This is a genomic window from Variovorax humicola (assembly GCF_037889915.1).
Taxonomy (GTDB): Bacteria; Pseudomonadota; Gammaproteobacteria; order Burkholderiales; family Burkholderiaceae_C; genus Variovorax; species Variovorax humicola.
In genome coordinates, this window is sequence record NZ_JBBKZV010000001.1 from 679703 (window position 1) to 699375 (window position 19673).

Annotated in this window: 17 protein-coding genes; 2 read left to right on the top strand and 15 right to left on the bottom strand. The window is 68.3% G+C overall.

Going from position 1 to position 19673, the window contains the following annotated elements:
- Positions 1–20: 20 nt before the first annotated feature.
- Genes WKW80_RS03255 through WKW80_RS03295 form a run of 9 tightly spaced genes read right to left on the bottom strand, consistent with a single transcriptional unit; the run spans position 21 to position 9743 of the window.
- Complete coding sequence (locus tag WKW80_RS03255; protein ID WP_340362074.1) at positions 21–815, bottom strand: crotonase/enoyl-CoA hydratase family protein; 795 nt, start codon at positions 813–815, stop codon at positions 21–23.
- Positions 816–1799: an acyl-CoA dehydrogenase family protein gene (locus WKW80_RS03260; protein WP_340362075.1), complete on the bottom strand. Its 984-nt coding sequence runs from the start codon at positions 1797–1799 to the stop codon at positions 816–818.
- A 20-nt stretch (positions 1800–1819) separates the two neighbouring features.
- Entirely contained in the window at positions 1820–2980 is a 1161-nt protein-coding gene (locus WKW80_RS03265) for an acyl-CoA dehydrogenase family protein (protein WP_340362076.1), read from the bottom strand.
- On the bottom strand, positions 2977–3921 hold the full coding sequence (locus tag WKW80_RS03270; RefSeq protein WP_340362077.1) for an SDR family oxidoreductase: 945 nt from the start codon (positions 3919–3921) through the stop codon (positions 2977–2979). Before WKW80_RS03270 ends, WKW80_RS03265 begins: the two co-directional genes overlap by 4 nt.
- A 29-nt stretch (positions 3922–3950) precedes the next feature.
- Complete coding sequence (locus WKW80_RS03275) at positions 3951–4940, bottom strand: Bug family tripartite tricarboxylate transporter substrate binding protein (protein ID WP_340362078.1); 990 nt, start codon at positions 4938–4940, stop codon at positions 3951–3953.
- 22 nt (positions 4941–4962) lie between these two features.
- On the bottom strand, positions 4963–6207 hold the full coding sequence (locus WKW80_RS03280) for an acyl-CoA dehydrogenase family protein (protein WP_340362079.1): 1245 nt from the start codon (positions 6205–6207) through the stop codon (positions 4963–4965).
- 3 nt (positions 6208–6210) lie between these two features.
- On the bottom strand, positions 6211–7383 hold the full coding sequence (locus WKW80_RS03285; RefSeq protein WP_340362080.1) for an acyl-CoA dehydrogenase family protein: 1173 nt from the start codon (positions 7381–7383) through the stop codon (positions 6211–6213).
- Between the two features lie 14 nt (positions 7384–7397).
- Entirely contained in the window at positions 7398–8585 is a 1188-nt protein-coding gene (locus WKW80_RS03290; protein ID WP_340362081.1) for a lipid-transfer protein, read from the bottom strand.
- Between the two features lie 18 nt (positions 8586–8603).
- Positions 8604–9743, bottom strand: coding sequence for an acyl-CoA dehydrogenase family protein (locus WKW80_RS03295; protein ID WP_340362082.1), 1140 nt, complete (start codon positions 9741–9743; stop codon positions 8604–8606).
- A gap of 141 nt (positions 9744–9884) precedes the next feature.
- On the opposite strand from WKW80_RS03295, the gene WKW80_RS03300 reads away from it, so the two are divergent.
- Positions 9885–12701, top strand: a complete 2817-nt coding sequence (locus WKW80_RS03300) for a winged helix-turn-helix domain-containing protein (protein WP_340362083.1) — start codon at positions 9885–9887, stop codon at positions 12699–12701.
- 339 nt (positions 12702–13040) lie between these two features.
- On the opposite strand, the gene WKW80_RS03305 is transcribed toward WKW80_RS03300, so the two are convergent.
- Positions 13041–13472 (bottom strand): hypothetical protein, encoded by a 432-nt coding sequence (locus WKW80_RS03305; protein ID WP_340362084.1) that lies wholly within the window; start codon positions 13470–13472, stop codon positions 13041–13043.
- A 35-nt stretch (positions 13473–13507) separates the two neighbouring features.
- On the opposite strand from WKW80_RS03305, the gene WKW80_RS03310 reads away from it, so the two are divergent.
- Positions 13508–14764 (top strand): lactonase family protein, encoded by a 1257-nt coding sequence (locus tag WKW80_RS03310; protein WP_340362085.1) that lies wholly within the window; start codon positions 13508–13510, stop codon positions 14762–14764.
- 68 nt (positions 14765–14832) lie between these two features.
- Here WKW80_RS03310 and WKW80_RS03315 read toward each other — a convergent pair whose 3' ends face one another.
- The 5 genes from WKW80_RS03315 to WKW80_RS03335 form a co-directional block, all read right to left on the bottom strand.
- Positions 14833–15810 carry a Bug family tripartite tricarboxylate transporter substrate binding protein gene (locus tag WKW80_RS03315; protein WP_340362086.1) on the bottom strand — a complete coding sequence of 326 codons (978 nt, stop codon included), beginning with the start codon at positions 15808–15810 and terminating at the stop codon, positions 14833–14835.
- A gap of 38 nt (positions 15811–15848) precedes the next feature.
- A complete protein-coding gene (locus tag WKW80_RS03320; protein WP_340362087.1) occupies positions 15849–17735 on the bottom strand; it encodes a feruloyl-CoA synthase in 1887 nt (628 codons plus the stop codon).
- 80 nt (positions 17736–17815) lie between these two features.
- The gene (locus WKW80_RS03325) at positions 17816–18640 is read right to left on the bottom strand and encodes an SDR family NAD(P)-dependent oxidoreductase (protein WP_340362088.1); all 825 of its coding nucleotides are present in this window, start codon (positions 18638–18640) and stop codon (positions 17816–17818) included.
- A 106-nt stretch (positions 18641–18746) separates the two neighbouring features.
- Entirely contained in the window at positions 18747–19205 is a 459-nt protein-coding gene (locus tag WKW80_RS03330) for a MaoC family dehydratase (protein WP_340362089.1), read from the bottom strand.
- A gap of 17 nt (positions 19206–19222) precedes the next feature.
- Complete coding sequence (locus WKW80_RS03335) at positions 19223–19663, bottom strand: MaoC family dehydratase N-terminal domain-containing protein (protein WP_340362090.1); 441 nt, start codon at positions 19661–19663, stop codon at positions 19223–19225.
- Positions 19664–19673: the final 10 nt, after the last annotated feature.

Genomic DNA, 19673 nt, shown 5'->3' on the forward strand with positions numbered 1-19673 from the left:
CCTCATTCTGCAGGGGCAGCTCAGCCCTTGAATTCGGGCTTGCGCTTCTCGATGAATGCGCTGACCGCTTCGTGATGGTCCGCCGTCTGGTGCGACATCACCTGGAAGGCGGCCGACATTTCCAGCAGTGTGTCGAGTCGCGAGTGCAATGCTTCCCGCAGGAGGCGCTTAGCCAGGCGCACGGCATGCGGCGGGTTGGCGGCAATCTGCTCGGCCAGGGCACGAGAGGTTGGCAACAGTTGCTCGAGTGGCACCACGCGAGACACCAGGTTCCATTCCGCCGCCTGCTTGGCATCGATCATCTGGCCGGTCAGCGTGAGCTCGGTGGCGCGCGAGAGGCCGATGATGCGCGGCAGCAGCCATGCGCCGCCGTCGCCGGGGATGATGCCCAGCTTGACGAAGCTCTCGGCGAACTTCGCTTCTTCGGCGGCGACGCGGATGTCGCACATGCAAGCGAGGTCCAGGCCGGCGCCAATGGCATGGCCGTTGACCGCCGCGATGACAGGCACTTCGAGGTTGAACAGCGCGAGGGGCAGCTTCTGGATGCCGAGGCGGTATTCACGGCGCAGTTCCATCGGCGCCATCTCGCTGTAGCGGCCCATGTCCTTCACGTTGCCGCCGGACGAGAAGGCCGTGCCGGCGCCCGTGAGGATCACGGCGCGCACGGAATGATCGGCATGGATGCGGTCGATGGCCGCGAGGAACTCGGGCACCGCGCTGTTGCCGGTGAGCGCGTTGCGCGCTTCGGGGTCGTTCATCGTCAGCGTGACGATGTGGCCTTCTTGCTCATAGTTGAGGAACTTCTTGTCGCTCATTTAAAGGATCTCCTCCATTGCGAATTGCAGGACTGACGGGACACTGTGCACTAGCAGTGCCTCGCCGACGATGCGGTTCCAGTAAGCCTCCGAGCCATCGGCCATGCGCCATTCGTGCAGGCGGCGGCTGTAGAGCTGGAGGTCGAATTCCTCGGTGACGCCGATGGCGCCGTGCAGGGCGTGGGCTGTCGATGCGACCAGGGGCACCGAGGCGCTGGTGCGCGACTTGGCGGTCGCGGTGGCCAGCAGGGCGGGGACCTTGGCGCCGGCCTTGAAGGCCAGTTCTGCCGCGACGCCGGCGCATGCCACGTGCTCGGCCATCACGCTGAGCTGGTGCTGGATCGCCTGGAACTTGCCGATGGCCTTGCCGAACTGCACGCGGTCGTTGCAGTAGCCGAGGGTCATGGCGAACAGGCGCTCCATCGCGCCGGCCATCGCGGCGGCGTGAAGGGCGGCGCTGAACACCGCGACTCCGTTGCCGTTGTCGCCGACGGGCGTGCCGACGGCGTCTTTCGTCCAACGGAGCGATGCGACGAGGCTGCCGCGAACGCCGGTCGCGGTGCGCTCGGCCTTCTTGCAGTCGAGCAGTGCGAGTTGGCCGTCGATGTTGGCAAGGGCGAAGTCTGCGATGCTGCCGAATGCGACATTCGAACCGCTGACCGATCCATTCGTGTTGCGAAGTGCATGGCCCACGAGCGTGACCATGCCTTCCGGCGCCGCCACGTCGCGCAGCAGGGCGCGCGCCGCAATGCTCTGCGCAACCGGCACCGGAACGGCATGCCGTCCAAAGGCCACGAAGATCGGAAAGACCGCGTCAAGGTCGAGTCCCGCGCCGCCCGCGTCTTCGCTTGCCATGAGTTCGAGGAATCCGTTGTCGGCCAGCGACTTCCAGAGCGCGGCAGCCGAGCCGCCGTTCTCGATCGCTCGGATCGCAGCCGGCGTGCACTGGTCGACGAGGATGGCCTCGATGGCTTCTGTGAACATGTTCTTGTCTCCTTGATGCTTCAGCGCAGGCCCAGGCCGCGGGCGATCATGCCGCGCAGGATCTCGCGCGTGCCGCCGCGCAGCGAGAAGGTGGGCGATATCTGGCTCAGGTAGGCGAGGGTGCGATACAGGTCGGCGTCGACGGCGCGCGCCGGATCGGCCGCGACGGCTGCCTCGATGGCCGCGGGAATGGCCTGCTCGAACTCGGTGCCGATGTCCTTCACCAGCGCCGCCTCGACCACCGGGCTTTCGCCACGTGCCAGCTTGGTGGTGACGGCCACCGACAGGCTGCGCAGGGTCGCCAGCTGCGTCGTGAAGCTGCCGAGCAGCGTCGCATCCGAAGCCGAGAAGTCGGTCTTGCGCAGGCTCGCCATCCAGGTGTCGAGCAGTACCACGCTCGAATACAGGCGCTCCGGCCCGCTGCGCTCGAAAGCCAGCTCGGCATTCACCTGCATCCAGCCGCTGCCTTCATCGCCGATCAGCGCGTCGTCGCCGAGGAACACGTCGTCGAAGGTCACTTCAGAGAAATGCGCATCGCCCGTCAGGTCGACGATGGGGCGGATGTCGATGCCGGGCAGCGAGAGGTCGACGATCAGCTGCGACAGGCCGCCCTGGCGGTCTTCCGGTGCACCCGAGGTGCGCACCAGCGCGATCATGTAGTGCGAGCGATGCGCGTTGGTCGTCCAGATCTTGCGGCCCGTCAGGCGCCAGCCGCCATCGACGCGCGTCGCGCGCGTGCGCACGCTGGCCAGGTCGGAACCCGAGTTGGGCTCGCTCATGCCGATGCAGAAGAAGGCCTCGCCGCGGCAGATGCGCGGCAGGTAGAAGTCCTTTTGCGCCTCGGTGCCGAACTTGTTGATCAGCGGGCCGCTCTGGCGGTCGGCGATCCAGTGCGCGGCGACGGGCGCGCCGGCCGCGAGCATCTCCTCGACGAGCACGAAGCGGCGGAAGGCATCGAGCCCCGCGCCGCCGTACTTGGCGGGCAGGGTGATGCCGACCCAGCCGCGCTCGGCGAGGCGGCGGCTGAAGGCGGCGTCGAAGCCCATCCAGGTGCGCGCCCGCACGGCCGGCGCGGCCGGCGCGAGGTTGGTCGCGAGGAACTTGCGCACTTCCTCGCGGAAGGCCTGTGCTTCCTCGGGCAACTGCGCAAGGCGGAAGGCCTCGAGCAATTGGGAACTCATGCCGCCACTCCCTCGGCGGGAATCTCGCCGGTCGTCAACGCATTGGGCGCGGCCTGCCTCACCAGGTCGGGGATCAGTCCGCCGAGCTCCTCGACGGTCCAGCGCCCTTGCTTCTCGACGCGCGGGCCGGCATGCCAGCCCTCGGCCACCGTGATGCGGCCGCCGCGCGCGCCGAATACGCGGCCGGTGATGCCGCTGGATTCGACGCTGCCGAGCCAAGCCACCAGCGGCGCGACGTTCGACGGGTCGAGCGGGTCGAAGCCGTGGGCCTCGTTGCGGATCGCCTGCCACTTGGGGCTGGCGAAGATGTCTTCGGTCAGGCGGCTCATCGCGGTCGGGTAGATGGCGTTCACCGTCACACCGTAGCGGTCGAGTTCGCGCGATGCAATCACCGACAGCGCGGCGATGCCGGCCTTGGCCGCGCCGTAGTTGGACTGGCCGGCGTTGCAGTACAGGCCCGACGACGAGCTGGTGTTGATCAGGCGGGCCACGCGAGGGCGCCCCGCCTTCGACTCGTTGCGCCAGTAGGCGGCCGCATGTCGCGACGGCGCGAAGGTGCCGCGCATGTGCACGCGGATCACCGCGTCCCAGTCTTCCTCTTCCATGTTGACCAGGGTGCGGTCGCGCAGGATGCCGGCGTTGTTGACCAGCACGTCGAGGCCGCCGAAGGTGTCGATGGCGGCGTCGATCATGCGCTTGGCGCCCTTCCAGTCGGCCACGTCGTCGGCGTTGGCGATGGCCTGGCCGCCCATGGCTTCGATCTCGGCCACGACTTCCAGCGCCGGGCCGGTGGCCGAGCCTGGGCCGCCGTCGCCGCGGCCGCCCAGGTCATTGACCACGACCTTCGCGCCCTGGCGCGCGAACTCCAGCGCGTACTCGCGCCCCAGGCCCCGGCCGGCGCCGGTGATGACGACCACGCGGTCCTTGCAAAGCTGCTTCATGTCTTGCTCCTGTTGTTGTGCGTTGCCGGTCAGCGCTGCGAGATATCGAGCTGCTTGGCAAGCTTGCGATAGCGCTCGGTCTCCGACGCGATCATTGCGCTCATTTCCTTGCCCGTGATGTTGTAGACCTCCGCGCCGGCCGTCTCGGTCACGTAGGTCTTGAACTCGGGCTGCGTCATGGCTTTGATCAGGTCGGCTTCGAGCGTCCTGGCGGCGGCATCGGGCACCTTGCTGCTCACGCCGAAGCCGATCCACACGTAGAGCTCGTAGTTCGGCAGGCCGCTCTCGCGCACCGTCGGTACGCTGGCGAGCTTGGGGTGGCGCTCCTTGCCGGTCACCGCGAGCGGACGGACCTTGCCTGCCGCGATGAGCGGCAGTGCGCCGCCGATGTCCAGCAGCGCCAGGTCGACCTGCCCGCCCATCAGGTCGGTCTGCACCTGGCCCGGGCTCTTGTAGGGGATGTAGTTGAACTCGACGCCCGCGTCTTGCTGCAGCATCAATGCGCCGATGCGGTAGTGGTTGCTGTAGCTGGCCATGCTCACGGCCTTGGGTGCCTTGTGCGCGGCGGCCATCACGTCGGCGTAGGTCTTGTAGGGCGACGAGGTGCCCGTCACCAGCACCGCAGCGCTGCGCAGCATGGTCGTGAGCGGGCGCAAGTCCTTCTGCGCGTCGTAGGGCAGGTTGTCGTTGATGAGCGGGTTGATCACCATCGACGAGGGCGAGAGCATGAGGACGCTGTAGCCGTCGGCCGGCGAGGTCAGCAGGCTCTGGATCGCGAGGACCGTGTCGCCGCCAGGCTTGTTCTCGACGAAGGTCGATTGACCCAGTGAGGGCATGGCCAGCTTGGCAACCAGGCGCGTGACGGTGTCGGAGCCACTGCCGGGGCCCAGCGGCACGATGAAGCGCACCGGGCGCGACGGGAAGGCGTCGGCGGCCTGTGCGTGAGGCAAGGGCAGGGCGAAGGCCACCAGCGTGGCCAGTGCTGCGCCGAGCAGGCGAGCGGTCTTGTCGAGTTTCATGCTTGTCTCCTGGTGGATGGGTTTACATGCGGGCGAGGCGCGCGGCCTGCGCGTCGACGTCGCCGAACAATTGGTCGAGCACGTGGATGCGGCGCAGGCAATGGCCGACCGCGTATTCCTCGGTCATGCCGATGCCGCCGTGCGACTGGATCGCGGCCTGGCACAAGGCGCGCGCATGGCGACCGATGGCGAGCTTGGCGCGCGGCAGGTCGGTGGCGGCATTGGGCGATGCGGCGTCGTCTACCGCCACCGCGGCGGCGATGGCCATGCTGCGCGCCATTTCGAGCGCGACCGCCATCTCGGAGATTCGATGGCGCAGCGCCTGGTATTCGCCGATCAGGCGGCCGAACTGCTTGCGGGTGCTGACGTAGGCGGTGGTGAGTGAAAAGGCGCTTTCCATCGTGCCCACCATGTCGGCGCAGACGGCCGCGGTGCCGGCAGCCTCGGCGGCGCGGATGGCCGCGAGGGCGCGCGCATGATCGGCCGGATCGCCCAGCGGCTCGGCCACGGCGCCGTCGAGGATCAGCTCGCCGGCCGGCGTGTCGTCGATCAGCCGATAGGGGCGCAGCCTGGCGCTGCCCGCGTCGACGAGGAAAAGCGCAAGGCCGTGTTCATCGCTGGCGTGTCCGTTCATGCCGGGGCTCACATCGGCGCTTACATCGGCGCGCACATCGGCGGTCAGATCGGCGTTCAGATCGGCGTTCAGATCGGCGTTCAGATCGGCACTCGGATCGGCACTCGGATCGGCGTTCACGCGGGCGCTCACGACGAAGCGGCTGGCCGCGCCGGCATGCAGCACCAGCGACTTGGCACCGTCGAGGCGCCACTGGCCGCCATCGTGCCGCGCACGGGTCTCGATCCACAGGGCTTCGTTGCGTCCGCCTGTTTCATCGTGCGCCCAGGCCAGCCGCAGTTCGCCGCTGGGGAGGGCCGGCAGCAACGCGCTCTTCTGGGCTTCGCTCGCGGCTTCGCGCACGGCGGTGGCACCGAGCACGCTCGAAGCCAGATACGGTTCCAGCAACAGCGCGCGGCCGAAAGCCTTCATCACAGGCAGCCGGTCGCCCGCGCCGCCGCCAAGACCACCGAACGCCTCGGGGATGCCCAAGGCGGTCACGCCCAGTTCGGCCAGCTTGTTCCAGGCCGCGTCGCTCCAGCCAGCTTCCGAGCCCGCGATGGCGCGCCGCTTCTCGAAACCGTAGTGGTCGTCCAGCAGGCGCGAGAGGCTTTCTGCCAGCGCCTGCTGTTCTTCGTTCAGATCGAATTGCATGGCTTATCCCAGGAGCGTCTTGGCCAGAATGTCCTTCTGCACTTCGCTGGAGCCGCCGTAGATGGTGGCCGCGCGATAGAAGAAGTAGCGCGGCGACGCGGCCGCCAGCGGATGCAGCGCGGCTTCGCCTTCGCCGTCGCGACGTTCCAGCCCGGCCGGGCCGGCGAGTCGCGCGATCAGCGAGGTCAGCTCCTGCATCAACTCCGAACCCTTCACCTTCAGCACCGACGCAAACCCTGGGTTCTTGCGCCCGATCTCGGGATCGAGCAGGAAGCGCCAGTTGGTCAGCTCCAGCGCGCGCACCTCGGCGCCCAGCACGGCCAGCTCCGCGCCCAGCTTCGGGTCGTCGATCAGCCGCTTGCCGCCCTGGCGGATGCTGCCCGCCAATTCGTGCGCATACCCCAGCCGCTCCCAGCACAGGCCGATGCTCGCGATGTTGGTGCGCTCGCTCGCCAGGAGGTACTTGGCGCAGTCCCAGCCGCGGCCTTCCTGTCCGACGAGGTTGGCGATCGGCACGCGCACCTGGTCGAAGAACACTTCGTTGAGGTGGTGCTGCCCGTCGATGGAAACGATCGGCCGCACCGAAACGCCCGGCGTCTTCATGTCGATCAACAGGAACGAGATGCCGTCCTGCTTGCGCGCCGCCTGCTCGGTGCGCACCAGCGCAAAGATCCAGTCGGCGTGGTGGGCCGACGTGGTCCAGATCTTCTGGCCGTCGACCACGTACTCGTCGCCATCGCGGACCGCGCGCGTGCGCAGCGAAGCCAGGTCGGAGCCCGAGTCAGGCTCCGAGAAACCCTGGCAGAACCACAGGTCGAGCCGCGCCAGTTTCGGCAGGAAGAAGCGCTTCTGCTCTTCGGTGCCGAAGCGCAGCAGCACCGGCCCGAGCATCGCGACATTGAAGGGCAGCGGCTGCGGCGCCGCGGCGCGCTGCAGCTCTTCGACCAGGATCAGCCGCTCAGCCGTGCCGAGCCCGGCGCCGCCGTACTCCTGCGGCCAATGCGGCGCAGCCCAGCCGCGCTCGTGCAGGATGCGCTGCCACGCGACGACGTCCTGCTTGCGGGCCGCATGGCCCTTGCGCAGCCGATCGCGTATGTCGGCGGGCAGCCGGTCGCGGATGAAGCCGCGCACCTCTTCGCGAAACGCGCTCTCGCCCGGGCTCAGTCGAAGGTCCATGATGGCCGCGCGATTCAGTTCTTGCCGTACAGCGTGACCACGCAGGCGCCGCCCAGGCCCAGGTTGTGCTGCAGGGCGAGCCTGGCGCCTTCGACCTGGCGCTGGTCGGCCGTGCCGCGCAGCTGATGCGTCAGCTCGTAGCACTGCGCCAGCCCGGTGGCGCCCAGCGGGTGGCCCTTGGACAGCAGGCCGCCCGAGGGATTCACCACCACCTTGCCGCCGTAGGTGTTGTCGCCGTCGTTCACGAACTTCTCGGCGCCGCCCTCGGGGCAGAAACCCAGCGACTCGTAGCTGATCACCTCGTTCTGCGCGAAGCAGTCGTGCAGCTCGCACACGTCGATGTCCTCGGGGCCGACGCCGGCGGCTTCGTACACGCGGCCGACGGCCGACTTCGTCATGTGCGTGCCGACCCAGCTCAGCATCGAGGGCGGCTCGAAGGATTCGACCGGGTCGGTGGTCATTGCCTGCGACAGGATCTGCACGTCGGTGCGCAGGCCGTGCTTCTTCGCGAAGCGCTCCGACACCAGCAGCGCCGCGGCGCCGCCGCAGGTCGGCGGGCAGGCCATCAGGCGCGTCATCACGCCGGGCAGCAGCACGGCGTCGTTCATCACTTCCTCGGTCGTCACGATCTTGCGGAACAGGGCGAGCGGGTTGTTGGCCGCATGGCGGCTGGCCTTGGCGCGCACGGCGGCGAAGGTTTCCATGCTGCAGCCATGGCGCGCCATGTACTCGCGGCCGGCGCCGCCGAAGGTGCGCAGCGCCTGCGGCATGCCGTCCATGTCGGCCGTCAGGCCGCGCAGCACCGGCAGGAAGCGTTCGCGCGTCGGCGGGCGGTCGTCCCAATGCGACTTGAGCGCGCCGGCCTGCATCTGCTCGAAGCCCAGCGCCAGCACGCAGTCGGCGCTGCCCGAGGCGATCGCCTTGCGCGCCAGGTACAGCGCGGTGGAGCCGGTGGAGCAGTTGTTGTTGACGTTGATGACCGGGATGCCGGTCATGCCCACTTCGTACAGCGCGGTCTGGCCCGAGGTGGAGTCGCCGTACACGTAGCCCACGTAGGCCTCCTGCACCATGTCGTAGCCGATGCCCGCATCCGCCAGCGCGCGGCGCGTGGCCTCGGCGCCCATCTCGGTGTAGCTCAGGCTCTTGCCGGGCTTGGCGAAGGGGATCATGCCGACGCCGGCGACGATTGTTTTCTCGGTCATTTCAGAGGGCTCCGCGGATCAAAGTTTTCTGGAGATGAGGTCGCGCTGGACCTCGCTGGTGCCACCGAACACGCGCGTGATGCGGTAGTCGGTGAAGGCGCGGGCAATCGGGTACTCCAGCATGTAGCCGTAGCCGCCGTGCAGCTGCACCATGTCGTCGATGCACTTCCACAGCGTCTCGGTGACGAACAGCTTGGCAATCGCCGCTTCCTGCACGCTGATGCGGCGCTTCATGTGCTCGCCGATGTAGTAGTCGACCATCGTGCGCGCGGCCACGGCCTGCGCCTTGACGTCGGCCAGCTTGAACTTGGTGTTCTGGAAGTCCCACACGGTCTGGTCGAAGGCCTTGCGCTCCTTCACGTAGTCGAGGGTCTGCTCCAGCAGGCGCTCCAGCTTGGCCGCCGAATACACGGCGATGATCAGCCGCTCCTGCGCCAGTTCCTGCATCAGGCAGACGAAGCCCCTGTTCTCCTCGCCCAGCAGGTTGTCGACCGGCACGCGCACGTTGTCGAAGAAGAGCTCGGTGGTGTCGGCGGCCGGCTGGCCCACCTTGTCGAGCTTGCGCCCGCGGCGAAAGCCCGCGCGGTCGGTCTCGACCATGATCAGGCTCACGCCCTTGCTGCCGGCGCCGGGGTCGGTCTTGCAGGCCACCAGCACCATGTCGCAGTTCAGGCCGTTGCTGATGAAGGTCTTGCTGCCGTTGATGACGTATTCGTCGCCGTCGCGCACCGCGCTCGTGCGGATCGACTTCAGGTCGGAGCCGGTGCCGGGCTCGGTCATTGCGATGGCCATGATGGTCTCGCCGCGGCAGATCTTCGGCAGCCAGCGCTGCTTTTGCTCCTCGGTGCCGAAGCGCACGATGTAGGGCGCCGTGATGTCCGAATGCACCGACAGGCTGAAGCCCGAGACGCCCGAGCGATGCAGCTCCTCGGCCACCACGCAGGAGTGGCCGAAGTCGCCGCCGCCGCCGCCGTATTCGGTGGGGATCGTGACGCACAGCAGGCCTTCGCGGCCGGCCTTCAGCCAGGTCTCGCGGTCGGTGCGGCCGGCCTTGTCCCATTCGGCCTGACGCGGCAGGCATTCGCGCTCGAAGAAGCGCCGCGCGGTCTCGCGCAGCATCTCGTGGTCGTCGCGGTATACGGTTCTGTTGATGTTCACTGGGTCTCCTTGTCGACGATGGGCCGGTGCACGCTGCACGCTGCGCAGGGGCGGCGATCGGGTATGGAAGTGATTCTGGAAGCCACCCGGTGCAACCCCACTACCCCGAACGGGTGGCGGGGTCACAATGCGCGCCTACCCATGTCCACCAAGCCTCTGCCCGCCGAACGCCCGCCTGAAGCCGCCGCCCTGAAGGGGTTGGTCACCACCAAGATGGTCCCGCCCCGCAGCGCGGGCCGGATCGTCGCGCGCGACGCGCTGCTCGCGCGGCTCCTGGAGGCGCGGCGCCGCCGCTGCATGGTGCTGCAGGGCCCGGCCGGCAGCGGCAAGACCACCTCGCTGGTCGCCTGGCGCCAGGCGCTGCTGCCGCTCGGCTTCGACGTGGCCTGGCTCACGCTGGCGCCGGAGGACAACGAGCCCACGCGCCTGCTCGACTACCTGCTGGCCAGCCTCGCCCAGGCCGCGCCTGGCAGGACGCAGGAGGCCGCCGACTTCGCTGGCCGCGGCGTCGACAGCGAGGCCGTGGAGCGCACCCTGATCGCGCTGGTCCGCTCCATCGCCGCGCACCCGCGCGACCTGGTGCTGGTGCTCGACGACGTGCAGCACCTGACGGACCCGCGCATCCACGAGGCGTTGCAATGGCTGCTGGACTACGCGCCGTCGAACCTGCACCTGATGCTGGCATCGCGCGGCGCCGTGCCCCTGTCGCTCGAACGCCTGCGCGCCGAAGGGCAACTGCTGGAGCTCGACGTGCGCGACCTGCGCTTCTCGCCGGCCGAGTCCGAGCGGTTTCTCCAGTCGCAGCTCGGCAGCATCGAGCACCGCGACGCGATGCTGCTGCACGGGCTTTCCGACGGCTGGGCCGCCGGCCTGCAGCTGCTGGCCATCGGCTGGAAGAAGCGCCGGCAGGAGCTGGCCGGCAGCCACAAGGACGTCAGGGCGCCGGACGACTTCGCGCGCCTGCAGGTGCAGGACCCGCAGGCCTTCGCGGCCTACTTCGACAAGGAAGTGCTGTCGCGCCTCTCGCCGCTGGAGCTCGACCTGCTCATCAGGGTGTCGGCCTGTAGCCGCTTCTGCGCGCCGCTGTGCGCCGTGCTGCTGGGCCGGCCGGAAGGCGATGCCGCCATGGCGCTCTTGCTCGCACGGCTCGAAGCCGAGAACCTCTTTATCGTGCCCGTCGATAGCACCGAGCGCGAGACCTGGTACCGCCTGCACCCGCTGCTGCGCGAGACCCTGCGCGAGCGGCTCGGGCAGCGCAGCGAAGCCGACCGCCAACAGGTGCACCGAATCGCCTGGCAATGGTTTCGCGACCATGGGCTGATCGACGAAGCCGTGCGGCAGGCCGTGGCGGCGGGGGAGGGTGCGGCGGCAACGGCGCTGGTGGAGAAGTCCGCCCACGGCCTGGCCGTGCGCGGCGAGCTGCGCAAGCTCATCGGCCTGGTGCGGCAACTGCCGCCCGCGCAGGTGCAGGCACGCGTCGGGCTGCGACTGTGGATGATCCGCGTGGAGCTGTTCGCACGCGAGTTCGCCACGTTCTCCGCGCACATCGAGCGCCTGCGCAAGGACATCCCGCCCGACGACGCCATCAGCCACTTCACGCTGACCATGCTGGAAGCCGCGCTGGCGGTGCAGCAGGACGACACCGATGCCGCCATGGCCCTGCTGCCGCGCCTCCTTGCGGCGCCCGAGGGCGCGGACGCGATGGTGATCGGCGGGCGCGACAACATCCTGTCATGGCTCTTCATGCACTGCGGCGAATACGAGCGCGCCCGGCGCATCCAGCACGACAACCCGATCCGCCTGATCAACGGCGTGCCCTTGCGCGGCACGTCGGCGGGCACGCTGCAGGGGCGCTGCCTGGTCGGCCTCAGCCATGCGATGGAAGGCCGCATGACCCAGGCCGAGCGCATCTACCGCGAGGTGCTCCGCGAAGCCAACGAAGGCGGCAGCGCCTGCGTCGACCCGGCCTACCTTGCCACCGCGTTGCTGGGCGAAGTGCTCTACGAGCACGACGACACCGACGCCGTGAGGCATCTGCTGGAAGACCGCGTCGATGCGCTCGAGCGCGTGTCGATGCCCGACTCGGTGCTGCGCGTGCACCGCACGCTGGCGGCGGCCCACTGGGTGGCGGGGCGGCGACTCGAGGCCATGGCGTACCTGGAGCGGCTGGAGGACTACAGCGCCGGGCTCGGGCTCGACCGCCTGCTCGCCTTCAGCCTGGCCATGCAGGTGAGCTACCGCCTGCAGATGGGCAATGTCGCGGACGCCGAAGTGGCACTGACGCGCGCCAACGAGATCGACACGCGGCATCCCGATGCAGAGCACAGCGCACTCGGCGAGATCGCCGTCATTACCGAGCGGGCGCGCATCCGCTGGGCGATTGCGCGAGGCGAGCTGGACGACGCAGCCAGGCGCATCGAGCCGCTGATCGCGAACATCGAGCTGCGCGGAAGGCAGCGGCTGATTGCGCAGTTGAAGCTGATGCAGGCGGCGATCGAGCGGCGGCGCGGGCGGATGGATGCGGCGCGGGAATGCACGCTGGCCGCGCTGAGGCGTGGGCATCGGCTGGGGTTGGTGCGTAGCCTGCTGGATGCGGATCCTGGGGTGCTGGAACTGGTGGCGGAGGTTGCCAAGGATGCGCGGTTGGATCCGGTGCTGGGGTTCTATGCGGAGAGGTTGAGGAGCGCTGGGAGGGGGGCTGTTGCTGTTGAAGCGATCGATTCGGCAGGTGCAGCTGGCGATGCGGCAAAGCGTCCGGTCGAGCCCTTGAGCGAGCGTGAGCGCGACGTGCTGGGTTTGCTCGTGCAGGCGATGCCGAACAAGAAGATTGCGCTGGCGCTGGGGCTGTCCATCGATACCGTGAAGTGGCATCTGAAGAACATCTACGGGAAGTTGGGGGTTGCAGGGCGGGATGAGGCGGTGGCTTGGATGCGGGCTTCGGCGAGTGGGGGCGTATAGAGAGATTTCGCTCGCGTGCGTGAATTGGAATGATTGCTGGCTTTCATGCGAAAACCTCGAACGCGAAGGGGCCCTGAGCGGCTGTGCGCCTCGCTCCGAAGCAGCCTTTCAGCAGACACATGTACGCATTCGGCCGGGTTTACAAGCCATTGCGTTCGAATTTGGTTCGACACCACGCGTCCGCGGGCCGCCTGCCGCCATCGCAGTGAGTAACAACTTATTTTTTTGGTGATAGACACGTTGTGGTCGCTAGACTTGGTTGAATTCATGGACTATTGCACTCATGGGTGCCTGACGTCATGTACGACCTTTTCATGTGCCGCGCCCGCGCCCGCGCCGCTATCGGCGAGCGTTTTTTGCCACAGTGCCCGAGTCCCATCGGCTGCGTCCTTGTAGCTGGCGCGACGTTCGCGCTGGCCGCCTGCGGCGGCGGAGGAGGCGGCGGCTTTTTCCCGGCACTCTCGGTATCAGCGGCGTCCACGCCGGCGGCGCCTGCTGAACCGGCGGCACCGGCAACGTCTGCTGAGCCGGCACCACCGCCGGCGCCTGCTGTGCCGGCACCACCGGCTCCTGTACCGGCACCACCGGCACCTGTACCAGCACCACCGGCTCCAGTACCGGCACCGCCGGCTCCAGTACCAGCACCACCGGCTCCAGTACCGGCACCGCCGGCTCCAGTACCGGCACCGCCGGCTCCAGTACCAGCACCACCGGCTCCTGTACCGGCGCCACCGGCTCCAGTACCGGCGCCACCGGCTCCAGTACCGGCACCACCGGCTCCTGTACCGCCACCACCGACCTACCCCGTGGGCGGCACTGTCAGCGGCCTGCTCGGCACCGGCCTGGTGCTCCAGGACAACGCTGCGGACGACTTGATCATTGCGGCCAACGGCAGCTTCAGCTTCACGACGCCGCTTGCCAGCGGGGCAAGCTACGCCATCACGGTCAAGTCGCAGCCAAAAATCCTGACCCGGGTCTGCACCGTCAGCAACGGCAGCGGGACAGTCGCCGCGGCCGCCGTGGTGAACGTGGTGGTGACCTGTGCCGCACCGGCGGCGCGCTTTGCCTATGTCGCGAATTCTGGCGGCAACACCGTGTCGGCCTACACCATCGATGCCACGTCGGGCGCCCTCAGCCCGATGGTCGTGCCAACGGTGGCGACAGGGGCCTTCCCCGACTCCGTCGCGGTGGACCCCACGGGCCGGTTTGCCTACGTGGCGAATGCCGACTCCGGCACCGTGTCGGCCTATACCGTCGATGGCACTTCGGGCGCGCTGAGCCCGATGGCCGTGCCGACGGTGGCGACAGGGAACCGCCCCTATTCCGTCACCGTGGACCCCACGGGCCGGTTTGCCTACGCCGTGAATGCTGGCAGCAACACCGTGTCGGCCTTCACCATCGATAACACGTCGGGCGTTCTCAGCCCGATGGCTGTGCCGACGGTGGCCACAGAGACCAATCCCCAATCCTTCGCCGTGGACCCCACGGGCCGGTTTGCCTACGTCGCGAACTACCTGTCTTCGACCCTGTCCGCCTACACCATCGATGCCACCTCGGGCGCCCTCAGCCCGATGGCTGTGCCGACGGTGGCGACAGGGACTGGCCCCATCCACGTCACCGTGGACCCCACGGGCCGGTTCGCCTACGTCGCGAATGCTTCCGACAACACCGTGTCGGCCTACACCATCGATGCCACGTCGGGCGCCCTCAGCCCGATGCCCGTGCCGACGGTGGCGACAGGGGCCCGCCCCTACCAAGTCGCCGTGGACCCCACGGGCCGGTTCGCCTACGTGGCGGATGCCAACGGCAACGCGGTGTCGGCCTACACCATCGATGGCACGACGGGCGCCCTCAGCCCGATGGCCGTGCCGATGGTGGCGACGGGGGGTGCGCCCTATTCGCTCGCCGTCGACCCCACGGGTCGGTTTGCCTACGCGCCGAATATTGACGCCCTCACCGTGTCGGCATTCACGATCGATGCCACGTCGGGTGTCCTCACCCCGATGGCCGGGCCGGCGGCGGTGACGGGCTTTGGGCCATTGGGCATCGCTTTGTCAAGGTAGTCACCGACCTTCTTCGCGGGCTTCAAGATCTGGCGTTGTGACGTGCATCCTGCGCGCGGCGTGGCGCCTCAATCCACCTTCGCCCCCGACACCTGCACCAGTCGCTGGATCACCGGCCCGCTGGCCTCGAAGTTCTTCCTGAACGCCTCCGAGCTGTTCCCCATTCCCACCAGCCCATAGGCCTGGAAGCGTGCCTTCATGGCCGCGGTCTGCACGGCTGCGCGCGCTTCCTTCTCCAGCCGCGCAAGAATGGGTGCGGGCGTCTTCGCGGGCGCCGTCAGCAGCACGCCGCCGATCGGCTTGAACTCCTCGTCCGGAAGGCCCGCCTCCGCCATCGTCGGCACGTTGGGCAGTTCCGCCAGGCGCTTCTCGCCGATGACGGCCAGCGGGCGCAGGCTGCCCGCGGTGATGTGCGGCGCCATGGTGCCCAGCGTGCCGATGCTCATCGGGATCTGCCCGCCGAGCATGTCCTGGATCATCGGCGCCTCGCCCTTGTAGGCGACGTGGGTCATGTCGAGCTTGCGCGATTCGCTCAGGTGCGCACTCAGAAGATGGCTCGACGAGCCGACGCCGAACGAGCCGTAGTTGACCTTGCCCTTGTTCGTCTGCGCCCAGGCGACGAACTCCTTCATGTTGCGTGCGGGCACGTCCTTGTTGACCGCGAGCACCAGGCTGGCCGAGCAGATCTCGGTGATGAAGGCAAAGTCGCGCCGCACGTCGTACGGCACCTTCGCGAACATGTACTGCGCGTAGTAGATCGGCGTGGCGTGCGACAGCAAGATGGTGTAGCCGTCGGGCTGGGCGCGGGCCACGAGCGAGGCGCCGAGCATGCCCGAGGCGCCCGGCTTGTTGTCCACGATGATGGGCTGCTTCAGGTTCTTGCCGATCTCCTCGGCCAGCACACGCGCCAGCACGTCGGTCGCGCCGGCCGGCGGCGCCGGCACGACGATGGTGATGGGCCGGCTTGGGTAGTTCTGGGCCAGGGCGTGCGCGCCGCAGGCGAGTGCGGCGATGGCGACGAGTGCTTTGAGAAGGGTGCTGCGCATGGTTGTCTCCGTTTTCTTTTGTTCGGGCAGTCGGTCGTTCATGGGTGGATGCAGGCGACGTGGCTACCGGGAGGCGCCTGGAACAGCTCGTCGACGAGACGAGAGCGGCGCGAGCGCGTGGCGGCCTGGTTGACGTAGCCCTTGTCCGCGATCTCGTTGGCATCCATCGACGGCGGCTCGGCCATCAGCATCAGGCGCTCGACGCGCAGACTCGCGCTGCCGGTGTCCTTGCGCAGGCGTTCGCTGAGCGCGGCGACCAGGGCCGGGTGGGTCGCCAGTTCGGCGGCGCCGAGGCCTTCGAGTTCGGGCGCCAGGCGCTGGCAGGCGGCCACGTTGGGCCATGCCAGCGCGGCGACGAAAGTCTGGTCATGGCCGCAGATGACGGCGTCGCTGATGAGTGGCGCGCAGCGTTCGATCAGTCCCAGCCGGATCGAGCCGGTGCGCACCCAGGTGCCGTTGACGAGCTTGAAGTCTTCGGCCACGCGGCCGTCGAAGCGCATGCCCTCGGCCGGGTCCGCCGCATCGACCAGCCGCACGGCGTCGCCGAGCTTGAAGAAGCCCTCTTCGTCGAAGGCGGCCGCGGTGAGGTCGGGCCGCGCCACGTAGCCGGTGAAGTTGTGGGCGCCGCGTATGCGGATTTCGTAGCGGTCGCCCTGCAGCGGCACCAGCTTGATCTCGGTGCCGGGCGCGGGCGCGCCGATGTTGGCAAGGTCGTCGCTGACCCAGGTGCGGTAGGTGCCGACGCCGGTGGTCTCGGTCGAGGCCAGCCCGGTGCCGAACACGATGCGCTCGCCCACCGTGCGCTCGGCCACGCGCTGGATGCGCTCGTTGACGTCCTTGGGCAGGCTCGCGCCGCCGTAGCCGAAGTTGATGACGCGTGCGAACACGCTGCGCGCCAGTTGCGGGTCGCGCTCGAGTTCGGCGGCGAGCAGCGTCCAGGCCGAAGGCACCGTCGTCAGCACGGTCGGCGAGACCTCGCGCAGGTTGCGCACCGTGCGCTCGAACAGGCCCGGCAGCGGCTTGCCGTCGTCGATGTAGTGGGTGGCGCCGAGCATCACCGAGCGGCCGATGTTCAGCACGCCGCCCAGCGCGTGGTGCCAGGGCAGCCAGTCGAGGAAGACCGGCGGCTCCTCCTGTTCGGCCAGGCTCGCGAACATGTTGGCCATGTTGGCGGCGCAGGCGTTCAGGTTGGCGTAGCTGATCGGAACGCCCTTGGGAACGCCCGTCGAGCCGGAGGTAAACAGGCTCCTGGCCACGTCCTCCGGCCGGATCGCCGCGTGCGCCGCGGCGACCTTGTCGCGTCGTTGCGCAGTCAATTCGGTCGACGACAGCGATGCCCACGCATGCTGGCCCGGCGCGGCGCCATGCACCGCGATGACCGGGGCCTGTGGGCAGCCCAGCGCGGCCATTGCGCGTTCGTAGGCCTGCGCGTCCTGCACGAACAAGGCGGCGGGCGGCACGAGTTCGCAAACGCCCTTGAGGCGTGCGAAGTCGTGGCTCAGCAGCGAATAGGCCGGCGATACCGGCGCGACCGGCACGCCCACGTATTCGGCCGCCATCAGCAGCACCAGCAGTTCCAGCGAGTTGGGCGACAGCACCACCAGTGGCCGTCCCTGGCCGAGGCCGCGCTCGAGCAACGCGGCGCCGACGGCCTGCACCTGCTGCCACATCTGCGACCAGGTCAGGCGCTTCCATTCGCCCTGCGCGTCGCGCTCGTTGAAGGCGGGCACATTGCCGCGCCGTTCGGCCCAGTGCGGGATGAAGCCGGCGAATCCGGTGCGGCCCGTGTCCTTGGGCACCACCGGCGAACGCAGGATGAGCGTGCCGTCTGCACGCCGTTCGCAGAGCGCCTTGCGGATCTGGTAGGGCACCGGCCGGTAGCGCGCACGGGGCGGCGCGGTGGCTTCGGGGGCGAGGGTGGTCATGCTGCTTGTCTCCGGATTGCTTTTAGATCGACTTGCGGCAGCGGGTGCCTGGCCCGCTGCCGTCCCCATGCGTCGCGCAGTTATTGCGGCGAGCCGGCCACCGCCACGACCTGGCCGGTGATGTAGTTCGATTCCGGCGTGCAGAACAGGTAGACCGCTCCGGCCGCCTCGTCGGGCGAGCCACCGCGGCCCAGCGGGTTGCGCTGCGCGTGCGACTTGAGTAGGTCGGGGTTCAGGCCGACGCGGATGTCCTTGCCTTCGATGTTGATGGTGGCGCCGGCCTTGGCGTCGGCGCTCGTCATGCGGGTGTGGATCAGGCCGAAGGCCACCGCGTTGACGTTGACCTTGAAGCGGCCCCATTCGCGGCTCAGTGCGCGCGTCATGCCGATCACGCCGGCCTTGGCCGACGAATAGTTCATCTGGCCGGCGTTGCCGTTCAGCGCCGAGGTCGACGAGATGTTGACCACCTTGCGGAAGTTCTCGATGCCCTTTTCCTGGTCGGCCATGGCTTGAGCCTTGATCACCGGGTAGGCCGCGCGCAGGATGCGGAACGGCGCGGTCATGTGGCAGTCGAGGATGGCGTACCACTGCTCGTCGCTCATGCGCTGGATCACGTCGTCCCAGGTGAAGCCGGCGTTGTTGACGATGATGTCGATGCCCTTGAAGTTGTCCATCGCCGTCTTGATGTAGCGCTCGGCGAAGTCGGGCGCCGCAACGCTGCCGACGCAGGCCACGGCTTGCGCGCCGCTCTTCCTGAGCAGCTCGACCGTCTCGTGCGCCGGTTCGGCGTCGAGGTCGTTGATGACGATGCGCGCGCCTTCGCTGGCGAGCTTCATGGCGATGGCCTGGCCGATGCCGCGGCCCGAACCGGTGACCAGTGCCACCTTGCCGTCGAGTTTTTTCATGTCTGTTCCTGGGTGCTGAGTTGGGATGGAATCGGTCTTCGCGGGGAACACTGCGAATCCGGCTTTGGCGGGCCGCTGGTGTTGCCCCCGGAGCGGGGGTGGGTGGCTACACGAAGTGAGCGAGCCTGGGGGTGAGCGCAACAACCGCGTCGCCGAGGATCTTGGTCTCGCCGTACTGGTTGCAGGTCTGGATCTCGAGCTTCACGCGCTGTTCGCCGTCGGCCTCGAACCTGTCGACCACGCGGCCGGTGCAGGTGATCTTGTGGCCCAGGTGCGTGATGCCGGTGAAGCGCACGCCGAACTGGCGCAGCTGGCGCTGGTCGACCCATTGCGTGAGCAGCCGGCCGAGGTAGGCCATCGACAGCATGCCGTGCGCGAACACGTCGGTCGCGCCGGCCTGGCGCGCGTAGTCGGTGTCGATGTGGATGCGGTTGTGGTCGCCCGAGGCGCCGGCGAACAGGGCCAGCGTGGTGCGGTTGATGGGCGGCAGTTCCAGCGCCGGCAGGGTGTCGCCGACGTTGGCGGATGCCAGTTCAGTTTGAGGTTGAAGTTGAGGTTGGCTCATGGTGCGGGCTCCTGGCTTCACGCGTTCTTGTGGACGAGGATGCTGCGCAGGTCGGCCACGTGCTCGCCGCGCTGGTTGGTCACGCGCGACTCGCGCACCACGAAGCTCAGGGCGCCGCCCTTCTTGTCGTAGATGTCGGCGATGTGCGTCTCGAACTGCAGCGTGTCGCCGGCGTAGGCCATGCGGTGGTAGTTGAAGCTTTCTTCTCCGTGCAGGATGCGCGAGGTGACGATGCCCAGTTCGTCTCGCCAGGCGTTCGACGGGATCTGGAACTCCAGCGAGAACAGGAAGGTCGGCGGCAGCGGCAGGCCCGGATGCCCGGCGTCGCGCGCGGCCGATTCGTCGATGTAGATCGGGTTGGTCTCGCCGATGGACTTGGCGAAGAAGCGCAGCTGCCCGGCCTCTGCCGTGGCCTTGTAGACCGGCAGCTTCATGCCGATGTGTTTCTTGTCGATCATGGCTTTGCCT

Coding starts and splice junctions, on each gene's coding strand:
- WKW80_RS03285 (WP_340362080.1), bottom strand. CDS start 7,383: ATGGACCTTCGACTGAGCCCGGGCGAGAGCGCGTTTCGCGAAGAGGTG.
- WKW80_RS03260 (WP_340362075.1), bottom strand. CDS start 1,799: ATGTTCACAGAAGCCATCGAGGCCATCCTCGTCGACCAGTGCACGCCG.
- WKW80_RS03280 (WP_340362079.1), bottom strand. CDS start 6,207: ATGCAATTCGATCTGAACGAAGAACAGCAGGCGCTGGCAGAAAGCCTC.
- WKW80_RS03275 (WP_340362078.1), bottom strand. CDS start 4,940: ATGAAACTCGACAAGACCGCTCGCCTGCTCGGCGCAGCACTGGCCACG.
- WKW80_RS03325 (WP_340362088.1), bottom strand. CDS start 18,640: ATGAAAAAACTCGACGGCAAGGTGGCACTGGTCACCGGTTCGGGCCGC.
- WKW80_RS03290 (WP_340362081.1), bottom strand. CDS start 8,585: ATGACCGAGAAAACAATCGTCGCCGGCGTCGGCATGATCCCCTTCGCC.
- WKW80_RS03320 (WP_340362087.1), bottom strand. CDS start 17,735: ATGACCACCCTCGCCCCCGAAGCCACCGCGCCGCCCCGTGCGCGCTAC.
- WKW80_RS03335 (WP_340362090.1), bottom strand. CDS start 19,663: ATGATCGACAAGAAACACATCGGCATGAAGCTGCCGGTCTACAAGGCC.
- WKW80_RS03300 (WP_340362083.1), top strand. CDS start 9,885: ATGTCCACCAAGCCTCTGCCCGCCGAACGCCCGCCTGAAGCCGCCGCC.
- WKW80_RS03330 (WP_340362089.1), bottom strand. CDS start 19,205: ATGAGCCAACCTCAACTTCAACCTCAAACTGAACTGGCATCCGCCAAC.
- WKW80_RS03315 (WP_340362086.1), bottom strand. CDS start 15,810: ATGCGCAGCACCCTTCTCAAAGCACTCGTCGCCATCGCCGCACTCGCC.
- WKW80_RS03255 (WP_340362074.1), bottom strand. CDS start 815: ATGAGCGACAAGAAGTTCCTCAACTATGAGCAAGAAGGCCACATCGTC.
- WKW80_RS03265 (WP_340362076.1), bottom strand. CDS start 2,980: ATGAGTTCCCAATTGCTCGAGGCCTTCCGCCTTGCGCAGTTGCCCGAG.
- WKW80_RS03270 (WP_340362077.1), bottom strand. CDS start 3,921: ATGAAGCAGCTTTGCAAGGACCGCGTGGTCGTCATCACCGGCGCCGGC.